22 protein-coding genes and 2 tRNA genes are annotated in these 21,249 nt (G+C 39.0%); 16 read left to right on the forward strand and 8 right to left on the reverse strand.

Going from position 1 to position 21,249, the window contains the following annotated elements; translation table 11 throughout:
- Positions 1 to 30: 30 nt before the first annotated feature.
- Entirely contained in the window at positions 31 to 633 is a 603-nt protein-coding gene (hflD, locus tag CWB76_RS05445; RefSeq protein ID WP_055012553.1) for a high frequency lysogenization protein HflD, read from the reverse strand.
- The gene (gene mnmA, locus CWB76_RS05450; protein WP_010390175.1) at positions 633 to 1,733 is read right to left on the reverse strand and encodes a tRNA 2-thiouridine(34) synthase MnmA; all 1,101 of its coding nucleotides are present in this window, start codon (positions 1,731 to 1,733) and stop codon (positions 633 to 635) included. The genes hflD and mnmA overlap by 1 nt, the downstream gene beginning before the upstream one ends.
- Before the next feature lie 354 nt (positions 1,734 to 2,087).
- Between mnmA and CWB76_RS05455 the strand changes: the two genes are divergently transcribed.
- Positions 2,088 to 3,362, forward strand: a complete 1,275-nt coding sequence (locus CWB76_RS05455) for a sensor domain-containing diguanylate cyclase (protein ID WP_138606037.1) — start codon at positions 2,088 to 2,090, stop codon at positions 3,360 to 3,362.
- 13 nt (positions 3,363 to 3,375) lie between these two features.
- Here CWB76_RS05455 and CWB76_RS05460 read toward each other — a convergent pair whose 3' ends face one another.
- From CWB76_RS05460 to CWB76_RS05485, 6 genes are read right to left on the reverse strand one after another with little or no spacing between them, the layout of a single operon-like run.
- Positions 3,376 to 4,041, reverse strand: coding sequence for a pseudouridine synthase (locus CWB76_RS05460; protein WP_138606039.1), 666 nt, complete (start codon positions 4,039 to 4,041; stop codon positions 3,376 to 3,378).
- Positions 4,041 to 4,370: a TusE/DsrC/DsvC family sulfur relay protein gene (locus CWB76_RS05465; RefSeq protein WP_138606041.1), complete on the reverse strand. Its 330-nt coding sequence runs from the start codon at positions 4,368 to 4,370 to the stop codon at positions 4,041 to 4,043. Before CWB76_RS05465 ends, CWB76_RS05460 begins: the two co-directional genes overlap by 1 nt.
- Before the next feature lie 3 nt (positions 4,371 to 4,373).
- The gene (locus CWB76_RS05470; protein ID WP_010390171.1) at positions 4,374 to 4,640 is read right to left on the reverse strand and encodes a DsrH/TusB family sulfur metabolism protein; all 267 of its coding nucleotides are present in this window, start codon (positions 4,638 to 4,640) and stop codon (positions 4,374 to 4,376) included.
- Positions 4,637 to 4,993 carry a sulfurtransferase complex subunit TusC gene (gene tusC / locus CWB76_RS05475; RefSeq protein WP_024603060.1) on the reverse strand — a complete coding sequence of 119 codons (357 nt, stop codon included), beginning with the start codon at positions 4,991 to 4,993 and terminating at the stop codon, positions 4,637 to 4,639. The genes CWB76_RS05470 and tusC overlap by 4 nt, the downstream gene beginning before the upstream one ends.
- On the reverse strand, positions 4,990 to 5,343 hold the full coding sequence (tusD, locus tag CWB76_RS05480; RefSeq protein ID WP_054201015.1) for a sulfurtransferase complex subunit TusD: 354 nt from the start codon (positions 5,341 to 5,343) through the stop codon (positions 4,990 to 4,992). The genes tusC and tusD overlap by 4 nt, the downstream gene beginning before the upstream one ends.
- Before the next feature lie 55 nt (positions 5,344 to 5,398).
- Complete coding sequence (locus CWB76_RS05485; protein WP_138606043.1) at positions 5,399 to 6,064, reverse strand: Bax inhibitor-1/YccA family protein; 666 nt, start codon at positions 6,062 to 6,064, stop codon at positions 5,399 to 5,401.
- Between the two features lie 252 nt (positions 6,065 to 6,316).
- Between CWB76_RS05485 and CWB76_RS05490 the strand changes: the two genes are divergently transcribed.
- The 15 genes from CWB76_RS05490 to CWB76_RS05560 all read left to right on the forward strand — a co-directional run bounded on the left by CWB76_RS05490 (position 6,317) and on the right by CWB76_RS05560 (position 21,210).
- Positions 6,317 to 6,407: transfer RNA gene (locus CWB76_RS05490), tRNA-Ser, on the forward strand.
- A 51-nt stretch (positions 6,408 to 6,458) separates the two neighbouring features.
- Positions 6,459 to 6,549: transfer RNA gene (locus tag CWB76_RS05495), tRNA-Ser, on the forward strand.
- A gap of 273 nt (positions 6,550 to 6,822) precedes the next feature.
- On the forward strand, positions 6,823 to 7,659 hold the full coding sequence (locus CWB76_RS05500) for a LytTR family DNA-binding domain-containing protein (RefSeq protein ID WP_138606045.1): 837 nt from the start codon (positions 6,823 to 6,825) through the stop codon (positions 7,657 to 7,659).
- A gap of 118 nt (positions 7,660 to 7,777) precedes the next feature.
- The gene (locus CWB76_RS05505) at positions 7,778 to 8,581 is read left to right on the forward strand and encodes a CPBP family intramembrane glutamic endopeptidase (RefSeq protein ID WP_138606047.1); all 804 of its coding nucleotides are present in this window, start codon (positions 7,778 to 7,780) and stop codon (positions 8,579 to 8,581) included.
- 19 nt (positions 8,582 to 8,600) lie between these two features.
- Positions 8,601 to 8,849, forward strand: a complete 249-nt coding sequence (locus tag CWB76_RS05510) for a hypothetical protein (protein ID WP_138606049.1) — start codon at positions 8,601 to 8,603, stop codon at positions 8,847 to 8,849.
- 169 nt (positions 8,850 to 9,018) lie between these two features.
- Positions 9,019 to 9,399 carry a hypothetical protein gene (locus tag CWB76_RS05515; protein WP_138606051.1) on the forward strand — a complete coding sequence of 127 codons (381 nt, stop codon included), beginning with the start codon at positions 9,019 to 9,021 and terminating at the stop codon, positions 9,397 to 9,399.
- A gap of 128 nt (positions 9,400 to 9,527) precedes the next feature.
- Complete coding sequence (gene msrC / locus CWB76_RS05520) at positions 9,528 to 9,986, forward strand: free L-methionine (R)-S-oxide reductase MsrC (RefSeq protein WP_054201014.1); 459 nt, start codon at positions 9,528 to 9,530, stop codon at positions 9,984 to 9,986.
- Complete coding sequence (locus CWB76_RS05525; RefSeq protein WP_138606053.1) at positions 9,986 to 10,264, forward strand: hypothetical protein; 279 nt, start codon at positions 9,986 to 9,988, stop codon at positions 10,262 to 10,264. The genes msrC and CWB76_RS05525 overlap by 1 nt, the downstream gene beginning before the upstream one ends.
- 16 nt (positions 10,265 to 10,280) lie before the next feature.
- Entirely contained in the window at positions 10,281 to 10,919 is a 639-nt protein-coding gene (gene proQ / locus CWB76_RS05530) for an RNA chaperone ProQ (protein WP_010390161.1), read from the forward strand.
- A gap of 27 nt (positions 10,920 to 10,946) precedes the next feature.
- Entirely contained in the window at positions 10,947 to 12,971 is a 2,025-nt protein-coding gene (prc, locus tag CWB76_RS05535; protein ID WP_138606055.1) for a carboxy terminal-processing peptidase, read from the forward strand.
- A gap of 159 nt (positions 12,972 to 13,130) precedes the next feature.
- Entirely contained in the window at positions 13,131 to 14,615 is a 1,485-nt protein-coding gene (gene nhaC, locus CWB76_RS05540) for a Na+/H+ antiporter NhaC (protein ID WP_138606189.1), read from the forward strand.
- A gap of 50 nt (positions 14,616 to 14,665) precedes the next feature.
- Positions 14,666 to 17,260 (forward strand): aminopeptidase N, encoded by a 2,595-nt coding sequence (gene pepN / locus CWB76_RS05545; RefSeq protein ID WP_138606057.1) that lies wholly within the window; start codon positions 14,666 to 14,668, stop codon positions 17,258 to 17,260.
- A 3-nt stretch (positions 17,261 to 17,263) separates the two neighbouring features.
- Positions 17,264 to 17,485, forward strand: a complete 222-nt coding sequence (locus CWB76_RS05550; protein WP_138606059.1) for a DUF2835 domain-containing protein — start codon at positions 17,264 to 17,266, stop codon at positions 17,483 to 17,485.
- Between the two features lie 250 nt (positions 17,486 to 17,735).
- Positions 17,736 to 19,832, forward strand: a complete 2,097-nt coding sequence (locus CWB76_RS05555; RefSeq protein WP_138606061.1) for a DUF1302 domain-containing protein — start codon at positions 17,736 to 17,738, stop codon at positions 19,830 to 19,832.
- A 13-nt stretch (positions 19,833 to 19,845) separates the two neighbouring features.
- On the forward strand, positions 19,846 to 21,210 hold the full coding sequence (locus CWB76_RS05560) for a DUF1329 domain-containing protein (protein ID WP_010390152.1): 1,365 nt from the start codon (positions 19,846 to 19,848) through the stop codon (positions 21,208 to 21,210).
- Positions 21,211 to 21,249 lie beyond the last annotated feature (39 nt).

Here is a 21,249-nt window from a genome sequence, read left to right on the forward strand (position 1 = left end):
ATAACTCCTAAATTTTAGTTTGAACGATAATTAAATTTTTGTTTTAGCAATGGCGAGAATTTTTCTTTTTGCAAAAAAGAAATGACGACGTTTGCCGCCCATTTGACGCCATAATACTGCACTACGAATGCCGGCTAAAAGTAACGCACGGATTTTGTTTTGAGTGAGCTGCTGTTTTAATAACTCGGGTTTACCATAAACCTGGATTCGGTGCCCAAGGGGGCTTAGCACCGACGAGTATATATCTGCTAAACCGGCAACAACACTGTCATCAGTAATAGCAAAATGATCTAAACGACGATGAATATCATCAATACGTTTACCTAATTCATTGAGGCTCTTACTATTGGCACTAAGGGCTCGCTCTAACTGCATTAAGCCACCCACGTATTTAACTATTTCAACATCTTTTTGAGCACCGGCACTCAGTTGTGCCATTAATGTTTTATAGCCATCACGCAAATTTTGTGTGCCTTGGTATACATCCTCAGGAGAGGCGGGTGAGGTTTGCACAATACTTGATAACAACGTTGATAAGTCATGTTCATCACAACGACCGTATTGAGCAACCTTTTGTACTTGTTTTGCTACTTGGCACATGGCAGCAAGTGCCATGACTTGATGTTGATTCATTACTTAATCACCGAATCAATAATACCACCGCCTAAACAGACTTCATCAGCGTAAAATACGGCGGATTGTCCTGGGGTAACGGCTTTTTGCGGCTCATCAAACAATACGCGTGCCATACCATCTTCTCCAACGAGTAATGTACAGCTTAAGTCTTCTTGACGGTAGCGAGTTTTAACGGTGCAGCGAGTTGTACCTTGCGGGCCAACGCGATCTACCCAGTGTAATTGGTTTGCATTAAGGCCGTTACTGTACAAGCGAGGGTGATCTTTACCTTGACCAACAACAAGAACATTTCGTTCTATATCTTTATCTACCACGTACCATGGTTCGCCCGAGCCTTCTTTCATGCCACCAATTAATAAACCTTTACGCTGGCCAAGGGTGTGATACATCAAGCCTTCATGCTCACCTACATTGTTACCATCGGTGTCTTCAATTACTCCAGGTTGTGCAGGCAAAAACTTTTGCAGAAAATCTTTGAATTTACGCTCGCCAATGAAACAAATGCCGGTGCTGTCTTTTTTATCATGGGTAATTAAATCCTGTTCTTCAGCAATGCGGCGTACTTCTGGTTTGGCAATATCTCCGACAGGAAATAGTGTTTGCGCAATATGCTCATGGCTTAGTGTATACAAAAAGTAGCTTTGATCTTTGTTATCGTCTAGGCCTCGGCACATTACGTATTTGTCATCGCGTAGCTCTCGGCGCACATAGTGACCAGTTGCAATAAAATCAGCACCAAGTGCTTGCGCAGCAAACTCTAAAAACGCTTTAAATTTTATTTCTTTATTACACATTATATCTGGGTTGGGTGTACGACCCGCTTTGTATTCTGCTAAAAAGTATTCAAATACATTATCCCAGTATTCAGCAGCAAAATTAACGGTATGAAGTTCAATGCCTAACTTGTCACATACAGCTTGTGCATCTTTTAAATCTTCAGCAGCAGCGCAATATTCATCATTGTCATCTTCTTCCCAGTTCTTCATAAACAAGCCTTCTACTTGGTAGCCTTGCTGTTTTAATAAATATGCAGATACAGAAGAATCAACACCGCCGGACATACCAACGATGACTTTAATGTGACTATTTTCGCTCATGAATAATTTCGCTTATACAGATTACTGTTAACTTGGAAAGGCCGCGATTATAGCATGTATTTTGTTGGTGCTTAAAGAGAGGATGGGGGATTGAATAGATTTTGTTGTAACTTTTTCCATCCAATGGTTAGTAAGGCGTAGTTTGGTGTGTAATTTACTCATTTTTAGGCTAATGAAAAGGGATGAATTATATTGATGGCTTCATACTTTGTAAGTTGCTTTTGTCGTATTTAATTACGTAGCGCTATTCTTCATTAACAAAACTTTACATTTGAGATTACCTACCATATCTTAATTAGTATCTAAACACGTAAATACTTAAATAACCTAAAATATAATCAATGGAATGAATATATGAATTACGCCTCGCAATCACATTTGGTTAAGTCGTTTGTGCTGGATGCGTCCGAAAAAACGGTGTCAAATCTTACTTTTGAAGACGATTATTCACTACAGCAATTCAAAGAATCAGCTTATAAGTTATTTTATGACATTATAACTGTGCCAGCTCCCTATCTTTATCAAGAGCCTAATCCGATTGTTGAGCTGTTTAGGCTTATAGAATCCTCTTTAGGCTCTTTAAAATCATCACAAAAGGCAATTTTAAGCCAGTTAGAGAAATGGTGGGTAGAGTGGCATTTTGTCGCTTCAATGAATGTATCGCTTGAACGTGAAAACAAAGAACAAGACTATAATGTTATAAGCACTACCCAACACCCTATGCGCAAGCATGAGTTGAGTCATTATGCGCGGTTATTCACGATTCTACCCTTACCGGTATGTGATGTTTGTATGGTAACTGGTGATATTTTAAAAGTGAACCAACGTTTTATTGATGTATTTGGTTACACGTTACAAGACGTACCTAATCTTAATGTTTGGTGGAAATTAGCCTACCCTGAAAAAGATTACAGAACATTTGCACAAACGTTATGGCAGGAGTCACTTGAGCAAGCCAATCAAAATAATGATGATATCCCAGCTAATGATTACAGGATTTCTTGTAAAGATGGCAGTGAAATTGTGATGCAAGTTTCTGGTATCAGTGTTGAAGGAGAATTTATTGCTATATTCAACGATGCTACTGAGCGTTTAAAATCTCAAGAAATACTCAGTGATATGGCGTTTTTAGACTCACTCACTAAAATAGCCAACAGGCGGCGCTTTGATGAAAAACTAACGTCTGAATTTAACAAGTTATCGAACGAGCATCGTGAGCTTTCGATGATCATTATTGATATCGATAATTTTAAAAAGTATAACGACCGATATGGTCATCTCGAAGGAGATAAATGTTTATTTCAAGTTGCGCAAAAATTAGCTGAAACCGTCTGCAGGCCAGAAGATTTTGTAGCGCGATTCGGAGGCGAAGAGTTTGTCGTGCTGTTACCTCAAACAGGTAAGCAAGGGGCATTATTTATTGCCGAACAAATACAAAAATCGATTGAAAAAATGGCCATTCCCCACAAAGACAGCTTTACAGGTATATTGTCTGTCAGTATGGGAATAAACACCATAGAGCATGAAGACGATAGCGATCATGCACAATTTTTTAAACAAGCAGATAACGCACTTTATTACGCGAAAAAACAAGGAAGAAATTGTATTGCGTTAGCTACAGATAATTAACGCAACTTGATGGTTAATTATCAATTTCTTTGAATTCTCCGCTATTTATTCCCTCTAGCGTGTATTTACCGATACTGTAGCGAATTAAACGCAAAGTAGGGTGGCCAACATGAGCTGTCATGCGTCTAACTTGACGGTTTCTGCCTTCGTTAATTGTAATACTTAGCCATGATGTAGGTATTGATTTACGCTCTCGCACTGGAGGAGTCCTTGCCCAAAGCGCTGGTTCATCCATTAAAGTTACTTCAGCGGGCAAGGTGATGCCATCTTTGAGTTCGACACCTTTATTTAAAGCATCGATAGACGCTTGTGTTGGGATCCCTTCAACCTGAACCCAATAGGTTTTGTTGGTTTTTTTACCAGGCGATGTGAGCGTATTTTGTAACTTGCCGCAGTTTGTTAATAACAACAACCCTTCGCTGTCCCTGTCTAAACGACCTGCTGCGTAAACATCTTTTATAGGAATAAAATTAGCCAATGTTTGCCTATTTTGATCGTCAGTGAACTGGCAAAGAACATCATAAGGTTTATTAAATAAAATGACTTTTTTATAGCTCTGCGCTATTGCCGGCTTTATTGGTCTTTTTACTGTCCTTTTATTGATACCACTTCGAGAGTAAGTACGGCCTGTATTGCGCTTACCCTTTGAGGAGGGCGAATGTTCAGTTTTATGCTTCATTAAATACACCGTGCAGGTTTAGGTAAACCCGCAATTTTAGTTGCTTGTTTGGCTGGCCCTTTAGGAAAAAGTTTGTATAAGTACATGCTGTTCCCTTTATCCTCACCGAGTGCTTTAGCCATGGCTTTGACTAACATTCTAATGGCTGGACTGGTGTTATATTCAAGATAAAACTCTCGCACAAAGTTAACAACTTCCCAATGCTGCTCAGTTAATGTGATGTTTTCTTGCTCTGCAATAACATTGGCTAACTCTTTTGACCAAACAGTATGATCTAGCAAATAACCTTGTTTATCAGTGTCTATTGATTGATTATTAAATTCCAACATGGTTCACCAAGTAATTGATTGTTTTGCAGTTAAACTGAGGGTAACGAACTCATCATAGCTAATTGCTTTGTCGTTCATATTTAATGATATATCTCGAGCTTCTGCATCATCTTTTAAAATATAAAGTGAGTCAGCAAATTGTCTATATTGCCCTTTTGCAAAGCAAGCGTCACCCACGAGTAAAACACTGTCTGTGAGCATAATTAGATTGTCTAAGCTGTGGGTACTGTAGTAATTCAGTGGTTTTGAAAAAATATGTAAAGTACTCATAGGGTCACCACATGCTGCTGATTGTGAATTAACTGTTTTTGGGCATTAAAGTTTACTATGTTTGCCTCAATGAGTAGTTCACTTTTACTTAAACCATAATCAATCAGTGACTTTTCACAAACGTAAATATTTTCAACATCATAGATTTCCAACATTTTAATGTTTTTAAAAAAATCTTTGATACCTAAACTATTTGGCTTTTGGTTTTTTTTAAGCGCTAACACAGCTGGGCCGCTAAACAACCAGCTAATATTTTGATCTACGGCAGCAAAAATAAGGGTCATATCAAGTGCATCGCGGATATGCATATCATCAAATGGGCTTGACTGACTAATTACGAGTACATTAATCATTTAAATTGTATCCATTTATCTGCTTCACTGGCCAGCATGGCAAATTCAGCTAAGCCTGCAACAGCAAATGCGCCGGTATTTTTTATATCTAAGCCTCGCTTTTCAGCCGCAGTAACGCATAACATTAGATTTATATTTTTTTCAGCCAGTTGCTGCCAAAGCGAGGGAGTACTTAACTCATCTGAGGCTAACTCAAAATGAGTTGAAGCATGATAAATAGCATCTTGGTATAAAAATAACGCATCAACGCTATGTCCCTGCGCTAGGCAGGCATGAGCAAACTTAACAATACGTTGAGTGGTATCGTGATCTGATGGTGGAGTATGTAAAGAAAGTACAAAGCGTGCCAAAACTATTCCAATAAAAAAGCCCCAATAAAGGGGCTATTTTAACAGAACTATTTAATTAGTCATTATTTGCGCCAAGTAAGGCAAGTAATGACGTAAATAGGTTATATACACTTAGGTATAAAGATACGGTTGCACGGATATAATTTGTTTCGCCACCATTAATGATTCTGCTTGTGTCGAACAAAATCAGGCCAGACATAATTAATACCACTGCTGCGTTTAGTACCATAAAAATTAACGAGCTACCTAGGAAAATATTTACAATACTTGCCACAATAACCACAATTAAACCGACAGTTAAAAAACCACCCATGAATGAGAAGTCTTTTTTAGTGTTAAGTGCATAAGCAGATAAACCAAAGAAGATTAACGCCGTAGAACCTAGCGCTTGCATAATTAGCATAGGACCATTAGGTAATTGTGCGTAGTGATTAAGTAGTGGGCCTAAACCTGCGCCCATTAATCCTGTAAACGCGAACACCCAAAATACGCCAGATGCTGTATCTGCTTTTTTGTTAACAACAAAAAGCAGACCAAATGAGACAAGTGTAAATACAAGTCCCATAAAATAAGGTAATTGCAGTGCCATTGAAATACCGGCAGTGACTGCACTAAATGCAAGTGTCATTGCAAGTAAGAAATAAGTGTTTTTAAGCACTTTGTTTGTTTCAATGGTCGACATTACCGGCTTTGCAGTATTGTACGATTGATTAAACGCCATTGTAGAGCTCCTGTAAGTGAAACTAAGTAGTTCCTGTAATTTAACTAAAATTAGATTACCAACTCTTATATGTTTGGGCAAACCTTTGTAGATCAATAGACAACTAAATTTAAATAAAAGTTCATTTGCCGGTTAGGATTTGCTCTCATTGCTTTATGTTTAAACAAATTAGTTGTTTTTTAATCACTTGAACAAAAAAATGAAAAAAAAGCTTCACAAAGCCCAAGGGTTTCCCTATTATTCAGGCCGTGCGGAGAGATGGCAGAGTGGTCGAATGCACCGGTCTTGAAAACCGGCAGGGGTTTATAGCCCCTCTAGGGTTCAAATCCCTATCTCTCCACCACCTAATTAAAATAATTACGAGTACACTCTTACTGGTAATTTATGCACTTTCGGAGAGATGGCAGAGTGGTCGAATGCACCGGTCTTGAAAACCGGCAGGGGTTTATAGCCCCTCTAGGGTTCAAATCCCTATCTCTCCACCATTATATTAAAGCCCGCTTATTAGCGGGCTTTTCTGTGCTTGAAACAAAACTCCCCACTTAATTATGACCTGCCTTTTTATGTATAAAGTATATTTAAAGTTAATTGAGCGCCAATACGTCTTTGTTATATTGCGTAAAATGTTTATTTAGCTTTATATTCTGACTCCGTTACCAATTAAAAATTATTCAAAAAAAGAGCTTAAATACAATAGAATGCACATATTAATGTGTGTTACTTTTAATCATCTTAAAACTAAAGGTAATTAAAATAGGATGTTGTGGCTAAAAGATGATTTAGAATCAAAGAGGTTAGTTTTATATCGTGCTGTAATGTTCTCGTTTATCACACTTTTTGTTCTTTTTATTTTTCAACCCTTTGGTACTTCAAACGATAGTGAGCCCTATAAGTTACTACGACTATCGGGTTATGGGTTGGTGACCTTTTGTGCTTTGTTGTTATCGGGTGCCATTGAAATAGCATCACTCAATATCAATCTTAAACATAACAGCCGTTCAGTTATTGTTCCTTTTATTTATTTGTTTATTACCGCAATATTTAATCACGGATATTTTGTGGTTGCAGTTTTAGGTGCATGGCACTGGCAAAATCAATTACTTTTTGTAGGTTATATATTTTGTATTGGTGTTTTCCCTCTTATTTTTTTACTTTTAGTTAACCGCCATGTAAAAAAACTAACACCTCCTCCTACAGCTAACAAAAACCAAGTACCATTAAATGAAGCGACAACCGAAATAGTTACACTTAAAGGTGAGAATAAAAACGAAGAATTGAAAGTTTCGCACCCTCATATTTTATTTATTAAGTCTGCTGACAACTACTGTGAAATAACCATATTTGATGGTGACAATACAAAACAGAGCTTAATACGGTCCTCACTTATGGCTTTGTTAAAGCAGCTACCGCAAAATACACCCATAGTAAAATGCCACCGTTCTTATGCTGTTAATTTACAAACCGTTAAACATCATAGCGGTAACGCAGGAGGGTTACAGTTAGAGATTTTTAAATCGGATTTAACAATACCCGTGTCTCGCACTTACGTAAAAACAATAAAAGATGCTTTGCTATTAACCCCAAAACCATGTTAATCACCCCAAAAAAGTGAGTTTTATACCTTAAATTACCACTAAGCCCTAATGTGTCGCTTTATGTTTTTGCTATTGCCAAGATTAAGTTGAATTTAACAACTTAACGAGGAAAATAGGTATGAAGCACGGTATGAACGCACTAATAATAATTACTATATTTGTATTTTGTCACTTTATAATGAGGCAGTTTTGGGGAGAGGGTTGGTCAAGCTGGTTATCTAATATCGATAACCAAACCGATGTTTTATTTATCCCCGCTAAATTTGTCTTTTTGTATGGACCTTTGGTTATCGCTGCCATTGTTTTATTTAAGCAAGATAAATTATTTGAAATAGTAGGGCTTAACTCTGAAGGCTTCACAAATTACACTCTCGCAGCGGTGCTCTGCTGTGTCCCTATGACACTAGGGTATGCATTTTTAAGTAATGAACTCAACCTTTCAATACCAGCCATAATTACCGGTTCAATTTACGCTGGTTTTTTTGAAGAGGTTATATTTAGAGGGGCATTATTTGGTGTGTTATTTAAATACTGTCGGTGGGGTTTTATCCCTGCAGCACTGATTAGTTCAGTGATATTTGGCATGGGGCATATTTATCAAGGTAACGATCCTTTATCAGTGTTGATGGCCGTTACAGTGACAACAATCGCAGGTACTTGGTTTGCTTGGTTATATTGCGAATGCGGTTACCGTATTTGGTTCCCTATGTGGATGCATATTTTAATGAATGCATCTTACGGGGTTTTTGGTATGTCAGGCGGGGCTGCGGGTGATTTACAAGGCAATGTATTTAAAGCAACAGCTATAGTGTTGAGTATTGTTTATGTCGAAATGCTAATAAAAAAAGGCAAACAGCGTGAAGTAACGTTATCTAAATTGCTTAACATCTGTCCTAGCCGTCTTGTTTATACAACAAATTAAAATAATAAAAGGAATTGTTATGTTTGAATTATTAATGGTTATTATCGTATTTAGTTCACCCGTATTGGTATTAGCAACTATCAAGCGTTATTTTACTTATAAGGCCTCTAAAGTAGCAGCTCAAGTAAAATTGCAAAGTACGATTCACATTGCAAAGGTTGAAGCATTGGAAAACCAATCAAAATTGTTAAATGAGAGGTTAGCGGTGCTAGAGAAAATAGTGACTTCTCGTGATTTTCAACTATCAAACGAAATAGCTCAGTTATAACGACTGAGCTACTTTGAACTCAGCGCTACAGGACCTATAAATGCAAAGAGTTAAAAGTGCAATGTGATTTGTTTTAATTTATAAATTACGACCATAGTCTCTGTTTCTAACATTGTGAACTTGGTGCATGCTTATAAAAGAGTTTAAGAGTGTTGTTAAGGAATATTAAATGAAACACCAATTAGCAAAAAGCGTTGCGCTTTCATTACTTTCTCCTGTGATTGTGGGTAGCCTATTGGGTATTTATTATTCACTAACGTTACAAGGTGAATTTGTCTCTATATTTTTGTCATTATTGATGACAGCCATATCTAACGCGCACATAGTAGGGTTAACGATGGCCGCGTTTGTAGTACCGGGTTATTTACTTATGTTTAAGTATTCTAAGGTAAATTATTCTGGAGTTTTAACATTGGGCTTGCTGGGAGGCGCTATTTTTAGTTATCTTTTGAGCGCCACTACAGGCGAGATCTTTTTAATCAATAGTGTGATGTCAGGGTTTGCCGCTGGACTGTTTTTATTCGGCCTGCGTAAATCGGTACAAAGTTAATTGCGGAATATTTAATCAAGTGTGTCGTAAAACCATGTAATTTCCTTTTTTTTACCCGCAAAAGGTTTCAATTTTTAGTGACAAAGAGTACCTTTAGCTACTGTATGTTTAATAAGAAGTAGTTTGGTATGCAAAAGCACGATTTTTACCAGTCATTAGTTAAGCAAACTGAATCGCTGATAGGCGGTGAATCAAACATAATTGCCAATATGGCAAATATAAGCGCGCTGTTATTTACCTCTTTAGAAGATGTGAATTGGGCGGGCTTTTATTTTATGGATTCACCATCAGAATTGGTACTTGGTCCATTTCAAGGCAACCCAGCTTGTATTCGTATTCCAGTAGGAAAAGGGGTATGTGGCACTGCTGCGGCGACCGAGCAAACCCAATTAATTTCAGATGTGCATGCTTTTGACGGTCATATAGCCTGTGATGCAGCATCAAATTCTGAGATAGTTGTACCTATCATGAAAAATGGATCTGTATTTGCGGTTCTAGACATAGATAGCCCAAGTATTGGCCGATTTGATACTGATGACCAAGCAGGGCTTGAAGCACTTGTAAAATGCTTAGAGGCTAGCCTGTAATGAAAGACTTGCTAAATGTTCAAGACTACCTTTTTGCCGTTCAAGATGTTGGTGATTGGGAAGGGGATGAAGAACATGTAGCGGAAACGCTCAATGATTTGATTCACATGGCATGGGATCGTCTTCCTGATGATTTAGACTGTGATTCAATTGATGAAATTATAAATGGTATTTGGGAACATTTACGTGGTGATATGGCTGTGATTGAAGCTGACTTTGAAGAGTTAGTTGATTGGTGTATCCACTATGTTGATTCTGCCCTTGATGAAAAGATGTGATTAAATAGGTTCTAAAATGGAAACCACAAACAAGCTAAAAGATATTAATGAAGTATTGGAGTTCTTATACCAAGAATTTCCACAATGTTTTAAACAAAAAGAGGGTATTCAGCCGCTTAAAGTAGGTATTTTTAAAGATATCGCTGAGCGCATTGAAGGGTCTGAAAAAGTTAGTAAGACACAAGTTCGTCAAGCACTTAGAAAATACACCTCTAACTGGCGCTACCTTGAAGCGGTTACTAAATCTGAATTTAGAATCGATCTTGACGGAAATCAAGGCGAAAAAGTTGAGCAAGAGCATATTGACCACGCACAAAAAGCGTTGGAAGAAAGCCGTGCTAAAATGGCAAAGCGTAAAAAGCAGCAACGCCCTCGTCAAGATTCAGAAGCTAAATCTTTCAAAAAGAAACCAGCTAATGCGGCTAAAAATTCATCGGCTGCAGCAAAGCCTGCAAAAGCTGCTGCGCCTAAGCGTTCAGGAAAAGTTGAACCTTTACCAGCAGGCGAGGTCAAGGTTAATAACAAGGTTAAAGTTAAACTTGGCCAAGCACTTGTTAATGCAGTAATCACTGAAGTAAACAAAGACGATGTTCACGTTGAATTAGTGACCGGTATGCAAGTAAAAACCAAAGCCGACAGCTTATACATCATTTAAGTTGCGAAAAAAATTAAGGAGTTGTGTATGAGTAAAAAGTTTACGCTCATTCCGTTAGTTGCTGCGCTGTTTTCAGGTTCATTATTGGCTGCAGTAGAGCCGGTAACATTAAAAGACTTACCTTTGCTTAAGCAAGAAAGTCAGCACGGTACAGCCAGTAAACGCGTGGCTAATCTATTTACTCGTTCGCATTACACACCTGTTCGATTTAACGATGAGCTTTCAAGTAAAGTGTTTGATCGTTACATCGAATCCCTTGATTTTAATAAAAGCGTGTTTTTGAAAAGCGATATTGACTCTTTTGAGCAATATCGTGAGCGTTTCGATAACGCGCTTATTAGCGGCAAGTTAGGGTTTACATTTGATATTTTCAACTTAAGCCTTAAACGTCGTTTTGAACGTTACGAATTTTCGCTTTCATTACTTGAAAATGAAATGACGTTCGACACTAAAGATGAATACTTTTATGACCGTGAAGATGCGCCATGGGCGACTACGCAAGCTGAATTAGATGAAATTTGGCGCGAGCGTGTAAAATATGATGCATTACGGTTAAAAATGACAGGTAAAGATTGGCCTGGCATAAAAGACGTGCTGACCAAGCGTTATAAAAACGCAGAAAAGCGTCTTGTACAATCAAAATCTGAAGATGCATTTCAAATTGTAATGAATTCACTTGCACGTAGTATTGAAGCACATACTTCATACTTATCTCCACGTCGTGCAGAGCAGTTCAAAATGGATATGGATCTTGAGCTTGAAGGCATTGGTGCGGTATTAACGCCTGATGAAGACTATACGGTAATTCGTAGTTTAGTGCCTGGAGGCCCGGCAGACAAATCTGAGCAAATTAAAGCCGATGACCGCATTATTGGTGTGGCTCAAGATGGCGAAGAGTTTGTTGATGTAATTGGCTGGCGTTTAGATGATGTGGTTGATTTAATAAAAGGCCCCAAAGGCACTAAAGTGCGTTTGCAATACCTAAAGGGTGCGGATGCTCACGGTACGCCAAAAGTGGTTGAAATTACCCGTGATAAAATCCGTCTAGAAGACAGAGCTGCCAAATCAGAAGTCTTTGAAGCCAGTTATTCTGATTTAACCAGCAAAATTGGTGTAATAGAAATTCCTGGTTTTTACAATAATTTATCTAAAGATGTAAAAGTCGAGTTGGCTAAACTCAAAGAACAAAACGTAGACGGAATTATTATTGATTTACGTCAAAATGGCGGCGGTTCATTATATGAAGCTACGCAGTTATCAGGTTTGTTTTTTGATCAAGGTCCAGTAGTACAAATTCATACCTTAAACAACCGTATTGAAGAGCAAAAAGACCGTGACGGCATTACTTATTATGATGGCCCGTTAACAGTGCTTGTTGATAGGTACAGCGCATCCGCGTCTGAAATTTTTGCCGCAGCAATGCAAGATTATGGCCGCGCCGTTATCATTGGTGAGCAAACCTTTGGTAAAGGGACCGTGCAGCAGCATAAAGGTTTAGCGCGTGCTTATGACTTATACGATAACCCATTAGGTAGTGTGCAATATACGATTGCAAAGTTTTACCGCATTAATGGTGGTAGTACACAGCATAAAGGGGTGATCCCAGACATTACTTTCCCATCAGCCATTGACCCTGCAGAATGGGGTGAAAGTAAACAAGATAATGCCTTGCCATGGGATAGCATAGTAAAAGCAAAGTATAAGCAAATAGGGCGTTTAAACCCTATTATCAGTGTACTTGAAAAGCAGCATAATGAGCGTATTAAAGCCGAACCTGAATTTAATTATGTGTTTGAAGATATCGCTCGCTACAACGAAGAAAAAGATCGTAAAACAATTTCTTTGGTTGAGAAAAAGCGCATTAAAGAAAAAGAAGAAAATGAGGCACGCGCACTAGCCCGTACTAATGAGCGCTTAAATCGTTTAGGTAAAGAGCCAATAGAAAATCTGGACGATGTACCAGAGGTGATTGAAGAGCTTGACCCATTTCTTGAAGAAGCTGCACTTATTACACAAGATTATATTAAATATGGTCGCGTAGCTAAGCGCTAAAATAAGCTTCACTTTCCAAAAAAAAAGGCGCCTAGGCGCCTTTTTTACTATCGATAATTTGCTAAATTGTTATAATCGCGGATTACCAAAAGTTGAGCTAGATCAATAGTGCTCAATAAATGCGCGTACGTGCTAATAAAAATAATCAACATGCATCGAATGTGTGTAGGAGTCTATATTTTGAAGCCAATTGAAGAAAAACCACTAAAAAGTGCCTCGTTTTTTGATGCACTCATTCCAATTGCTGTATTAATTTGTTTATTAGGTGCCGCTGTGTACTTATTTGGTGATGACTCATCGTCAGGTCCAAATCAAATTGCCTTGTTATTTGCAACATTCGCTGCGGCGTTAATTGGTTTAAAAAATGGCTACACATGGAAAAAATTAGAAGATGCAATGATTGAGGGGATCACTTTATCTCTTAGTGCGATTTTAATCTTACTCATGGTAGGGGCATTAATCGGAACTTGGCTATTATCAGGAACCGTTCCGACATTAATTTATTACGGTCTACAAATTATCAATCCCAGCTGGTTTTACGCCGCGAGTTGTTTAATTTGTGGCATTGTAGCAATGAGTATTGGAAGTTCATGGACTACAGCTGCAACTATAGGTGTTGCGTTACTCGGTGTTGCTTCAGGACTGGGTTTAGAGCCGACAGTTACCGCGGGTGCTGTAATATCAGGCGCTTATTTTGGCGATAAGCTTAGTCCATTATCGGAAACAACCAATTTAGCTCCAGCCGTTGCTGGTGCAGATTTGTTTGAACATATTCATCATATGCTTTGGACTACAGTACCCAGCTTTGTCATTGCATTAATCATCTTTATTTTCATGGGCTTTAACGCTACTGCTGCGGGAGAGGCGGGTCAAATAGAGCAAATAACTGCAATTCTTCAGCAAAACTTTAACATTGGCTTAGAAATGTTGGTGCCGTTAATTGTATTACTCGCATTAGCTATTCGAAAAATGCCAGCGTTTCCGGCGATTTCTATTGGTGCCGTGATTGGCGCGGTGTGGGCAATGTTATTTCAATCGGACTTAATTGCTAGCCAAATAGACATGACTCAGGGTGAGTTTGTCGGTTATTTCAAACTAGTTTGGACCACCTTTTTTGATGGCTTCACAATTAATACGGGCGATGCAAAAATGGACTCGTTACTGAGTGGTGGCGGCATGTCTGGTATGCTAACCACTACATGGTTGATCATGACAGCACTGATGTTTGGTGCGATTATGGAGAAAACAGGGCTACTTGATATTTTTGTTAAAAGTATTCTAAAAATAGCAAAAAGCACTGGCTCTCTTATCGCCTCAACCATTGCAACGTGTATTGGTACCAATGTTATTGCTGCGGATCAGTATATTGCCATTGTGGTGCCTGGACGGATGTTTAAAGAAGAATATAAAAAGCGTGGCTTAAAGCCTGTTAACTTATCTCGTACTCTAGAAGATGGCGGCACAATTACCAGCCCACTAATACCATGGAATACCTGTGGTGCGTATATGCAAAGTGTTCTATTAATTAATCCGTTTGATTACGCGCTTTATGCTTTCTTTAACCTTATAAATCCTTTCTTAGCCGTTATTTACGCTTACTTAGGAATTAAGATACTACGTATTAAACCTAAACAAACGGCTTAATTTAAGTAGCTCCTTTTATCACTAAAAGGGGCTATTTTTTTGGAGTGAACATGACTGAACTACAAAAACCTCAAGCAGAATACCTAAAAGACTACCAAGCCCCTCATTTTTCAATCGAACACACTGAGCTGACATTTGATTTACAGCCATTAAAAACTCAAGTAAATGCTTTATTAACGCTTAATCGCGTTGGCGATTCAAATGCGCCACTGGTATTAGATGGCATAGACTTAACTTTGATCTCTTTGTCGGTAGAGGGTGAAAAGCTCACAGATTATAAAATTATAAATCAGCAATTAATCATTAATAACTTACCTGATGAATGTCAGCTAAGCATAGTGACGCAAACATCACCGCAAACCAATACTTCACTTGAGGGGTTGTACTTATCGGGCGGGGCTTACTGTACCCAATGTGAAGCGCAAGGGTTTAGAAAAATAACCTATTATATGGACCGTCCTGATGTCCTTTCTACTTTTGATGTCACTATAATTGCAGATACAACATTCCCGCATTTACTCTCAAATGGTAATCAAGTTGATAGCGGTGAAACGCAAGATGGACGTCATTTTGTAAAATGGCAAGACCCATTCAAAAAGCCAAGCTACTTGTTCGCTTTAGTGGCAGGGGACTTTGATGTTTTACACGACAAGTACACAACTCGTAGTGGTAAAGATGTCACCTTAGCGTTATTTGTTGATAAAGGAAATTTACCAAAAACAGAGCATGCCATGACGTCGCTTAAAAAAGCGATGGCTTGGGATGAAACTCGTTTTAATTTAGAGTACGACCTTGATATTTATATGATTGTTGCCGTTGATTTTTTCAATATGGGAGCAATGGAAAATAAAGGGTTAAATATTTTTAACAGTAAATGCGTGTTGGCAAATCAAGAAACGGCAACTGATAAAGATTACCACACCATTGAGTCTATTGTTGGCCACGAGTACTTTCATAACTGGACCGGAAATCGTGTAACTTGTCGTGACTGGTTTCAATTGTCTTTAAAAGAAGGCTTGACGGTATTTCGAGATCAAGAATTTAGTAGTGATTTAGGCTCTCGTGCGCTTAATAGAATTGATGCTGTAAAAGTGATGCGTACTCATCAGTTTAGTGAAGATGCAGGCCCTATGGCTCATCCGATACGTCCAGAAAAGGTAATTGAAATGAATAACTTTTACACTGTGACTGTATACGACAAAGGGGCAGAAGTAATTCGCATGATGCATACCCTTTTAGGTGAGCAAAACTTTCAAAAAGGCATGGCTTTGTACTTTGAACGCCATGATGGGCAAGCGGTGACCTGTGATGACTTTGTTGTAGCAATGAGTGATGCATCATCCATTGATTTATCACAATTTAAGCGTTGGTATAACCATTGTGGTACACCTCGCCTGAACGTAACTAAAAAGTATGATGAACCTGCGCAAACGTTTTCGCTTAGCGTAGAGCAGCTTACGCCAGCGAATCAGCCTGACAATGCAATGTTACATATTCCTTTTGCTATTGAGCTTTTAGACTCTCAAGGGCAGAGTATTGCATTACAGTACCAAGGCAAGCAGCTTGATCATGTACTGGATGTAACAAATAGCTCGCAAACATTTCACTTTGATAATATTCACAGTAACCCAACCGCTGTATTGCTCGAAGATTTTTCAGCCCCATGTATTTTAAATCAATCTATTAGTGAAGCGGATTTATTACATATTATGCGTTTTGCGCGTAGCGACTTTTCACGCTGGGATGCACAACAGCAGTTATTTATTAACGCACTTAAAGCCAATGTTACTTCAGCAAGTAAGACTCCTTTGAGTGAAGATGTGATTGATGCACTTCGCGCATTGCTATCTCAGCGTGAGGGCGATTTAGCGCTAGTTGCTGAACTGTTGAAGTTGCCAAGTTTTGATACCTTAGCTGCTGAATTTGAAATAATACCGGTAGATCAAATAACGGCTAATATTGAGTTATTTGAACAGCAAATTGCCACGCAATTGCACAGTGAATTTTTAAGCTGTTACCAAGCCATTACCGATGATGGCAGTGTGAGTGCCCAAGCGGTAGCAATACGTGCGCTCAAACAGCTGTGCCTTCACTATTTGGCAAAAACCGACAGTGTTGAGGCGGCAAGTTTAATTGAGCAGGCTGCATCTTCAACAAATATGACCAATGTACTCGGTGCGTTAAGCAGTGTGGTTAAAGCAGCTCACCCATTGTCGGATCAATTACTCGAGCATTTTGACGCTCAATGGCGCCATGATGTATTAGTAATGGATAAGTGGTTTGCTTTGCAAGCGATGAACTCTGCTGAAGATGCTATCGAGAAAATAAAAGCCTTGTACTCGCATCCTTGCTTTGATTCTTCGAATCCAAACCGAGTACGTGCATTAGTGGGCAGCTTTTCTCATTTTAATACCGCACAGTTTCATCGTTTAGATGGCACGGGCTATACATTACTTGGCGATTTATTGATTAAGCTTAATGCGATTAATCCGCAAAATGCATCTCGTATGTTAACGCCGTTTATGTCGTGGCGTCGTTATGATGAAACCCGTGCAACTGCAATGAGGGCCCAACTAGAGCGATTAGCTAACTTAGAAGGGTTAAGCGACGACTTATTTGAAAAGGTTGAAAAAGCCTTACAATAAATCATGATAGAACATTACTTTAGTATGCATTTGAGCTACACAAAGTGCATGGATTATTACCATGGACGGTATAGCTCTATCCAAGTGACAGCTGATAGCGGTAAAACAATTCGTTTTTCCGCTCATCACCTTCGACCTTTTATTTCTAGCCTAGGTATCCGTGGTCGATTTAGACTCATTTTAAGTAATGAAAACAAGTTCATCCGTCTCGAACGAGTAGCTTAGCAGTCATTTTTTGTGTTATAAATACATATTAATATTGCTTTTTTGTTAATTTCGGTTTGTTCTATTGTTAATTTACGTGTATAAATTATCTGGTATGACGTCTTACCAATACGTAAACGTTGAACAAATAAAAAATATAACTGATTGAAGGCGGCCATTTGTAATTTGTTTGATTCGCTTCTATCGTTACGATTACACTAAAAACAATAACTTGATCACACAAAAATACCCGCGACAGGGGGGAACCAAAATGATAAGAAGATCGCTTTTTGTTAAAAATAAAATAGCACTTGGCTTAACAGCTGCGGCTATGGGTTTAACTGCAGCACAGACACAGGCTGCAACATTTGAGGTGGGTGGTTTTGATATCGCCTTCGATTCTACCTTTTCATATGGTCAGAGTATTCGGGTAGAAGACCGAAATTTTGATATGATTGGTAAGAGTAATAATCCATCATTTGATTGGACGGGTTACAACCCAGCACTCAATACGATTTATTCATCCCAAGATGTCTGGGCTCAACCAGGGTCCTACTCAAACAACGGTGACGCGGGCGGTTTAAATTTTGATAGCGGTGAGTCTTTCTCAAAACTATTAAAAGGCACGCATGACTTATCAATAAGTAAAGATAACTACGGCTTATTTACCCGTTTTATGTATTTTTACGATTTTGAATTAATGGACGGCGATCGTGCTTATGTTAATCCAACATCAGGGCAAGGTGTAGACCCTTGTGATGACGATGATACTAAAGAGCAAAGTTGTGCCGACCTTCGTTTACTTGATGCCTACGTATGGGCGAACTTTGATTTAAACGATGGTAATAACCCGCTTTCAATTCGTGTTGGTCAACAAGTAGTAAACTGGGGTGAAAGTACGTTAATTTCTCATGGTATTAACGTTAATCCGGTTGATATAGACCGTTTAAAAGCACCAGGTGCTGAGCTAAAAGAAGCGTTTATTCCGGTTGGTATGTTGTGGGCATCGTTAGGGCTTACAGAAAACATCACCTTAGAAGGTTTTTACCAATACCAGTGGCATGAAACTCGTCTACCGGCAGCAGGGACTTATTTTTCTACCAATGATTTTGCTGCAGAAAACGGTTATCAACAAAATGTACAGCTAGGTTTTACTTCAAATCCTGATATTGATTTAGCATTTTTAACAAATAGTTTAAATAACTTGATAGCAACTCACTCTCAAGTAGCTGCAAGTCAGGGAATTGATCCATCAAGTGCTGCAGGTCAACAGCTATTAGCTAATATGTACTTGACACACCCGACCAAGGTTGCCCTCAAAGGTAAAGGCTATGATGGCAAAACAGAGCCAGATGATGGCGGCCAATACGGCTTACGACTCGGTATGTTTTTACCAGAGTGGAATGATACCGAAGTAGCGCTTTATCACGTAAATTACCATAATCGTCGTCCGCTTATTTCGGGTCGCGTATCAAACTTTACGCAAGCATCAATTCAACAAGATTTAGCGATGATTGCAAGTACTGAAATTACCTCTGATAACGTATCCGATTTAAAAGCATTTGCTAAAGCAACTAACGAATACCCTGAAGATATTAAACTTTACGGTTTAAGCTTTAACACCTCGCTTGGTGAAACTGCTTTTGCGGGTGAGTTTACTTTTCGTGAAGACGAACCGCTGCAAATCGATGACGTAGAGCTACTTTACGCTGCGATGCCTGAGCAGTTAGCTATTGCTGGTTTACGCCCTGAGTTTGCAGGTATTTCGCAAATGAGTAAAGGCGATGATGCAAGTGTTGTTGGGCCAGGCGAGTTAGCCAAAGGTTATATCGAACGCAATACGTCACAATTACAGTTTACGGCAACACATCTATTTGGTCCTTCATTAGGCGCTGATAGTTGGGCTGTTGTGGGTGAAATTGGTGGTGTTCGTATTAATAACATGCCCGAGTACGATGAGATCCGTTTAAATGTCTCTGGTACTGGCCGAAGTGGTGTTATTCAGGGGCCTGGTAGTTCAGATTACTCTTCACTACATATGGCATTATCTAATGGACCTGAGCAAAAATCGTTTGCTACGGCTTCATCGTGGGGCTACCGCTTAATTGCTAAAGGTGATTACTTTAACCTTTACAATGGTATTAACTTCTCACCACGTTTTGTATTTTCTCATGATGTAAATGGTAACACGCCAGATCCAATGTTCTTATTCATTGAAGATCGTAAGTCGCTAGGTGCTACCATGAGCTTTAATTACCAAAATGCATGGTCTTTGGATGTAAGTTACAACTCATTTTGGGGTGGTGGCGACACCAACACTTTCTCTGACCGAGATTACGTTTCTTTTAACTTAAAATATTCTATCTAGGGGTAACATTATTATGATTAAAAAACCTACCCTCATTGCTACAGCGTTTTGTAGTTTGTTTGCAAGCCACGCAGCGCTGGCTAAAATTAGCCCAGAAGAAGCTGCGCGCCTTGGTAAAGACTTAAGTCCAATTGGTGCGGAAAAAGCAGCGAATGCTGATGGCTCAATCCCAGCATGGAATGGCGGTATTACTGCTGCTCCAGCAGGTTATGAACCGGGTATGCACCACTTGGACCCTTATGCAACCGATAAAGTATTATTCACTATTGATAAAAGTAATATTGATAAATACAAAGAAAACTTAAGCCCAGGACAAATCGCGTTATTTGAAGCGTACCCAGATACGTTTAAAATGCCAGTGTACGAAACCCGTCGTTCTGCGTCTTTTCCACAATTTGTGTACGATGCAACCAAAAAGTTTGCAACGTCTGCTGAATTAGTTGAAGGCGGAAATGGTATTAAAAGTACAGCTATTGGTATTCCATTTCCAATCCCTAAAACGGGTTTAGAAGCAATTTGGAACCATTTACTTCGTTACCGTGGTCAGTCTATTGAGCGTTTTGGTGGTCAGGCAGCACCGACGGCATCGGGTTCATATAACTATGTTGGTTTTGATGAGCAGTTATTAGTTAAATATTCAGATCCAAGTGCTACTCCGGCTGAACTACAAGATTCTAATATTTTGTTTAAGTTTAAACAGCAAGTGACAGAGCCAGCTCGTTTAGCAGGGACCGCGTTATTGGTGCATGAAACTATGGACCAAATTTTAACGCCGCGCCAAGCGTGGACGTACAATTCAGGTCAGCGCCGTGTTCGCCGTGCACCTAATGTAGCGTACGATGCACCGGGTACAGCAGCAGATAGCTTACGTACAACTGATGACTTTGATATGTTCAATGGCTCGCCAAATCGTTATAACTGGACGCTAAAAGGTAAGCAAGAGCTTTACATCCCATACAATAGCTACAAGCTTCACAGCGACAAGCTAACTTATGATGATATTTTAAAGCCCGGTCATATAAACCCTGAGCATACACGTTACGAAAAACACCGTGTATGGGTTGTTGAAGCAAACTTAAAAGATGACACCCGTCATATTTACAAAAAACGTGTTTTCTACATTGACGAAGACAGTTGGCAAGTTCATGTTACCGATATTTACGATAATCGTGACCAACTTTATCGTGTAGCAATGGCTTATGGTCTTAACTACTATGAAGTACCGACACAGTGGAGTACGCTTGAGGTATACCACGATCTTAATTCACGTCGCTATTTAGCCATTGGTTTAGATAACCAAGAAAAGATGTATGACTTTTCTCAGTCATTTAATGACAATGAGTTTACATCGAGCGCTTTACGTCGCGCTGGCAGATAGTATAAAAGCAGGCACCTAGTTTCCTAGGTGCCTTTTTTC

Source organism: Pseudoalteromonas sp. S1609, from assembly GCF_005887255.1.
GTDB lineage: Bacteria > Pseudomonadota > Gammaproteobacteria > Enterobacterales > Alteromonadaceae > Pseudoalteromonas.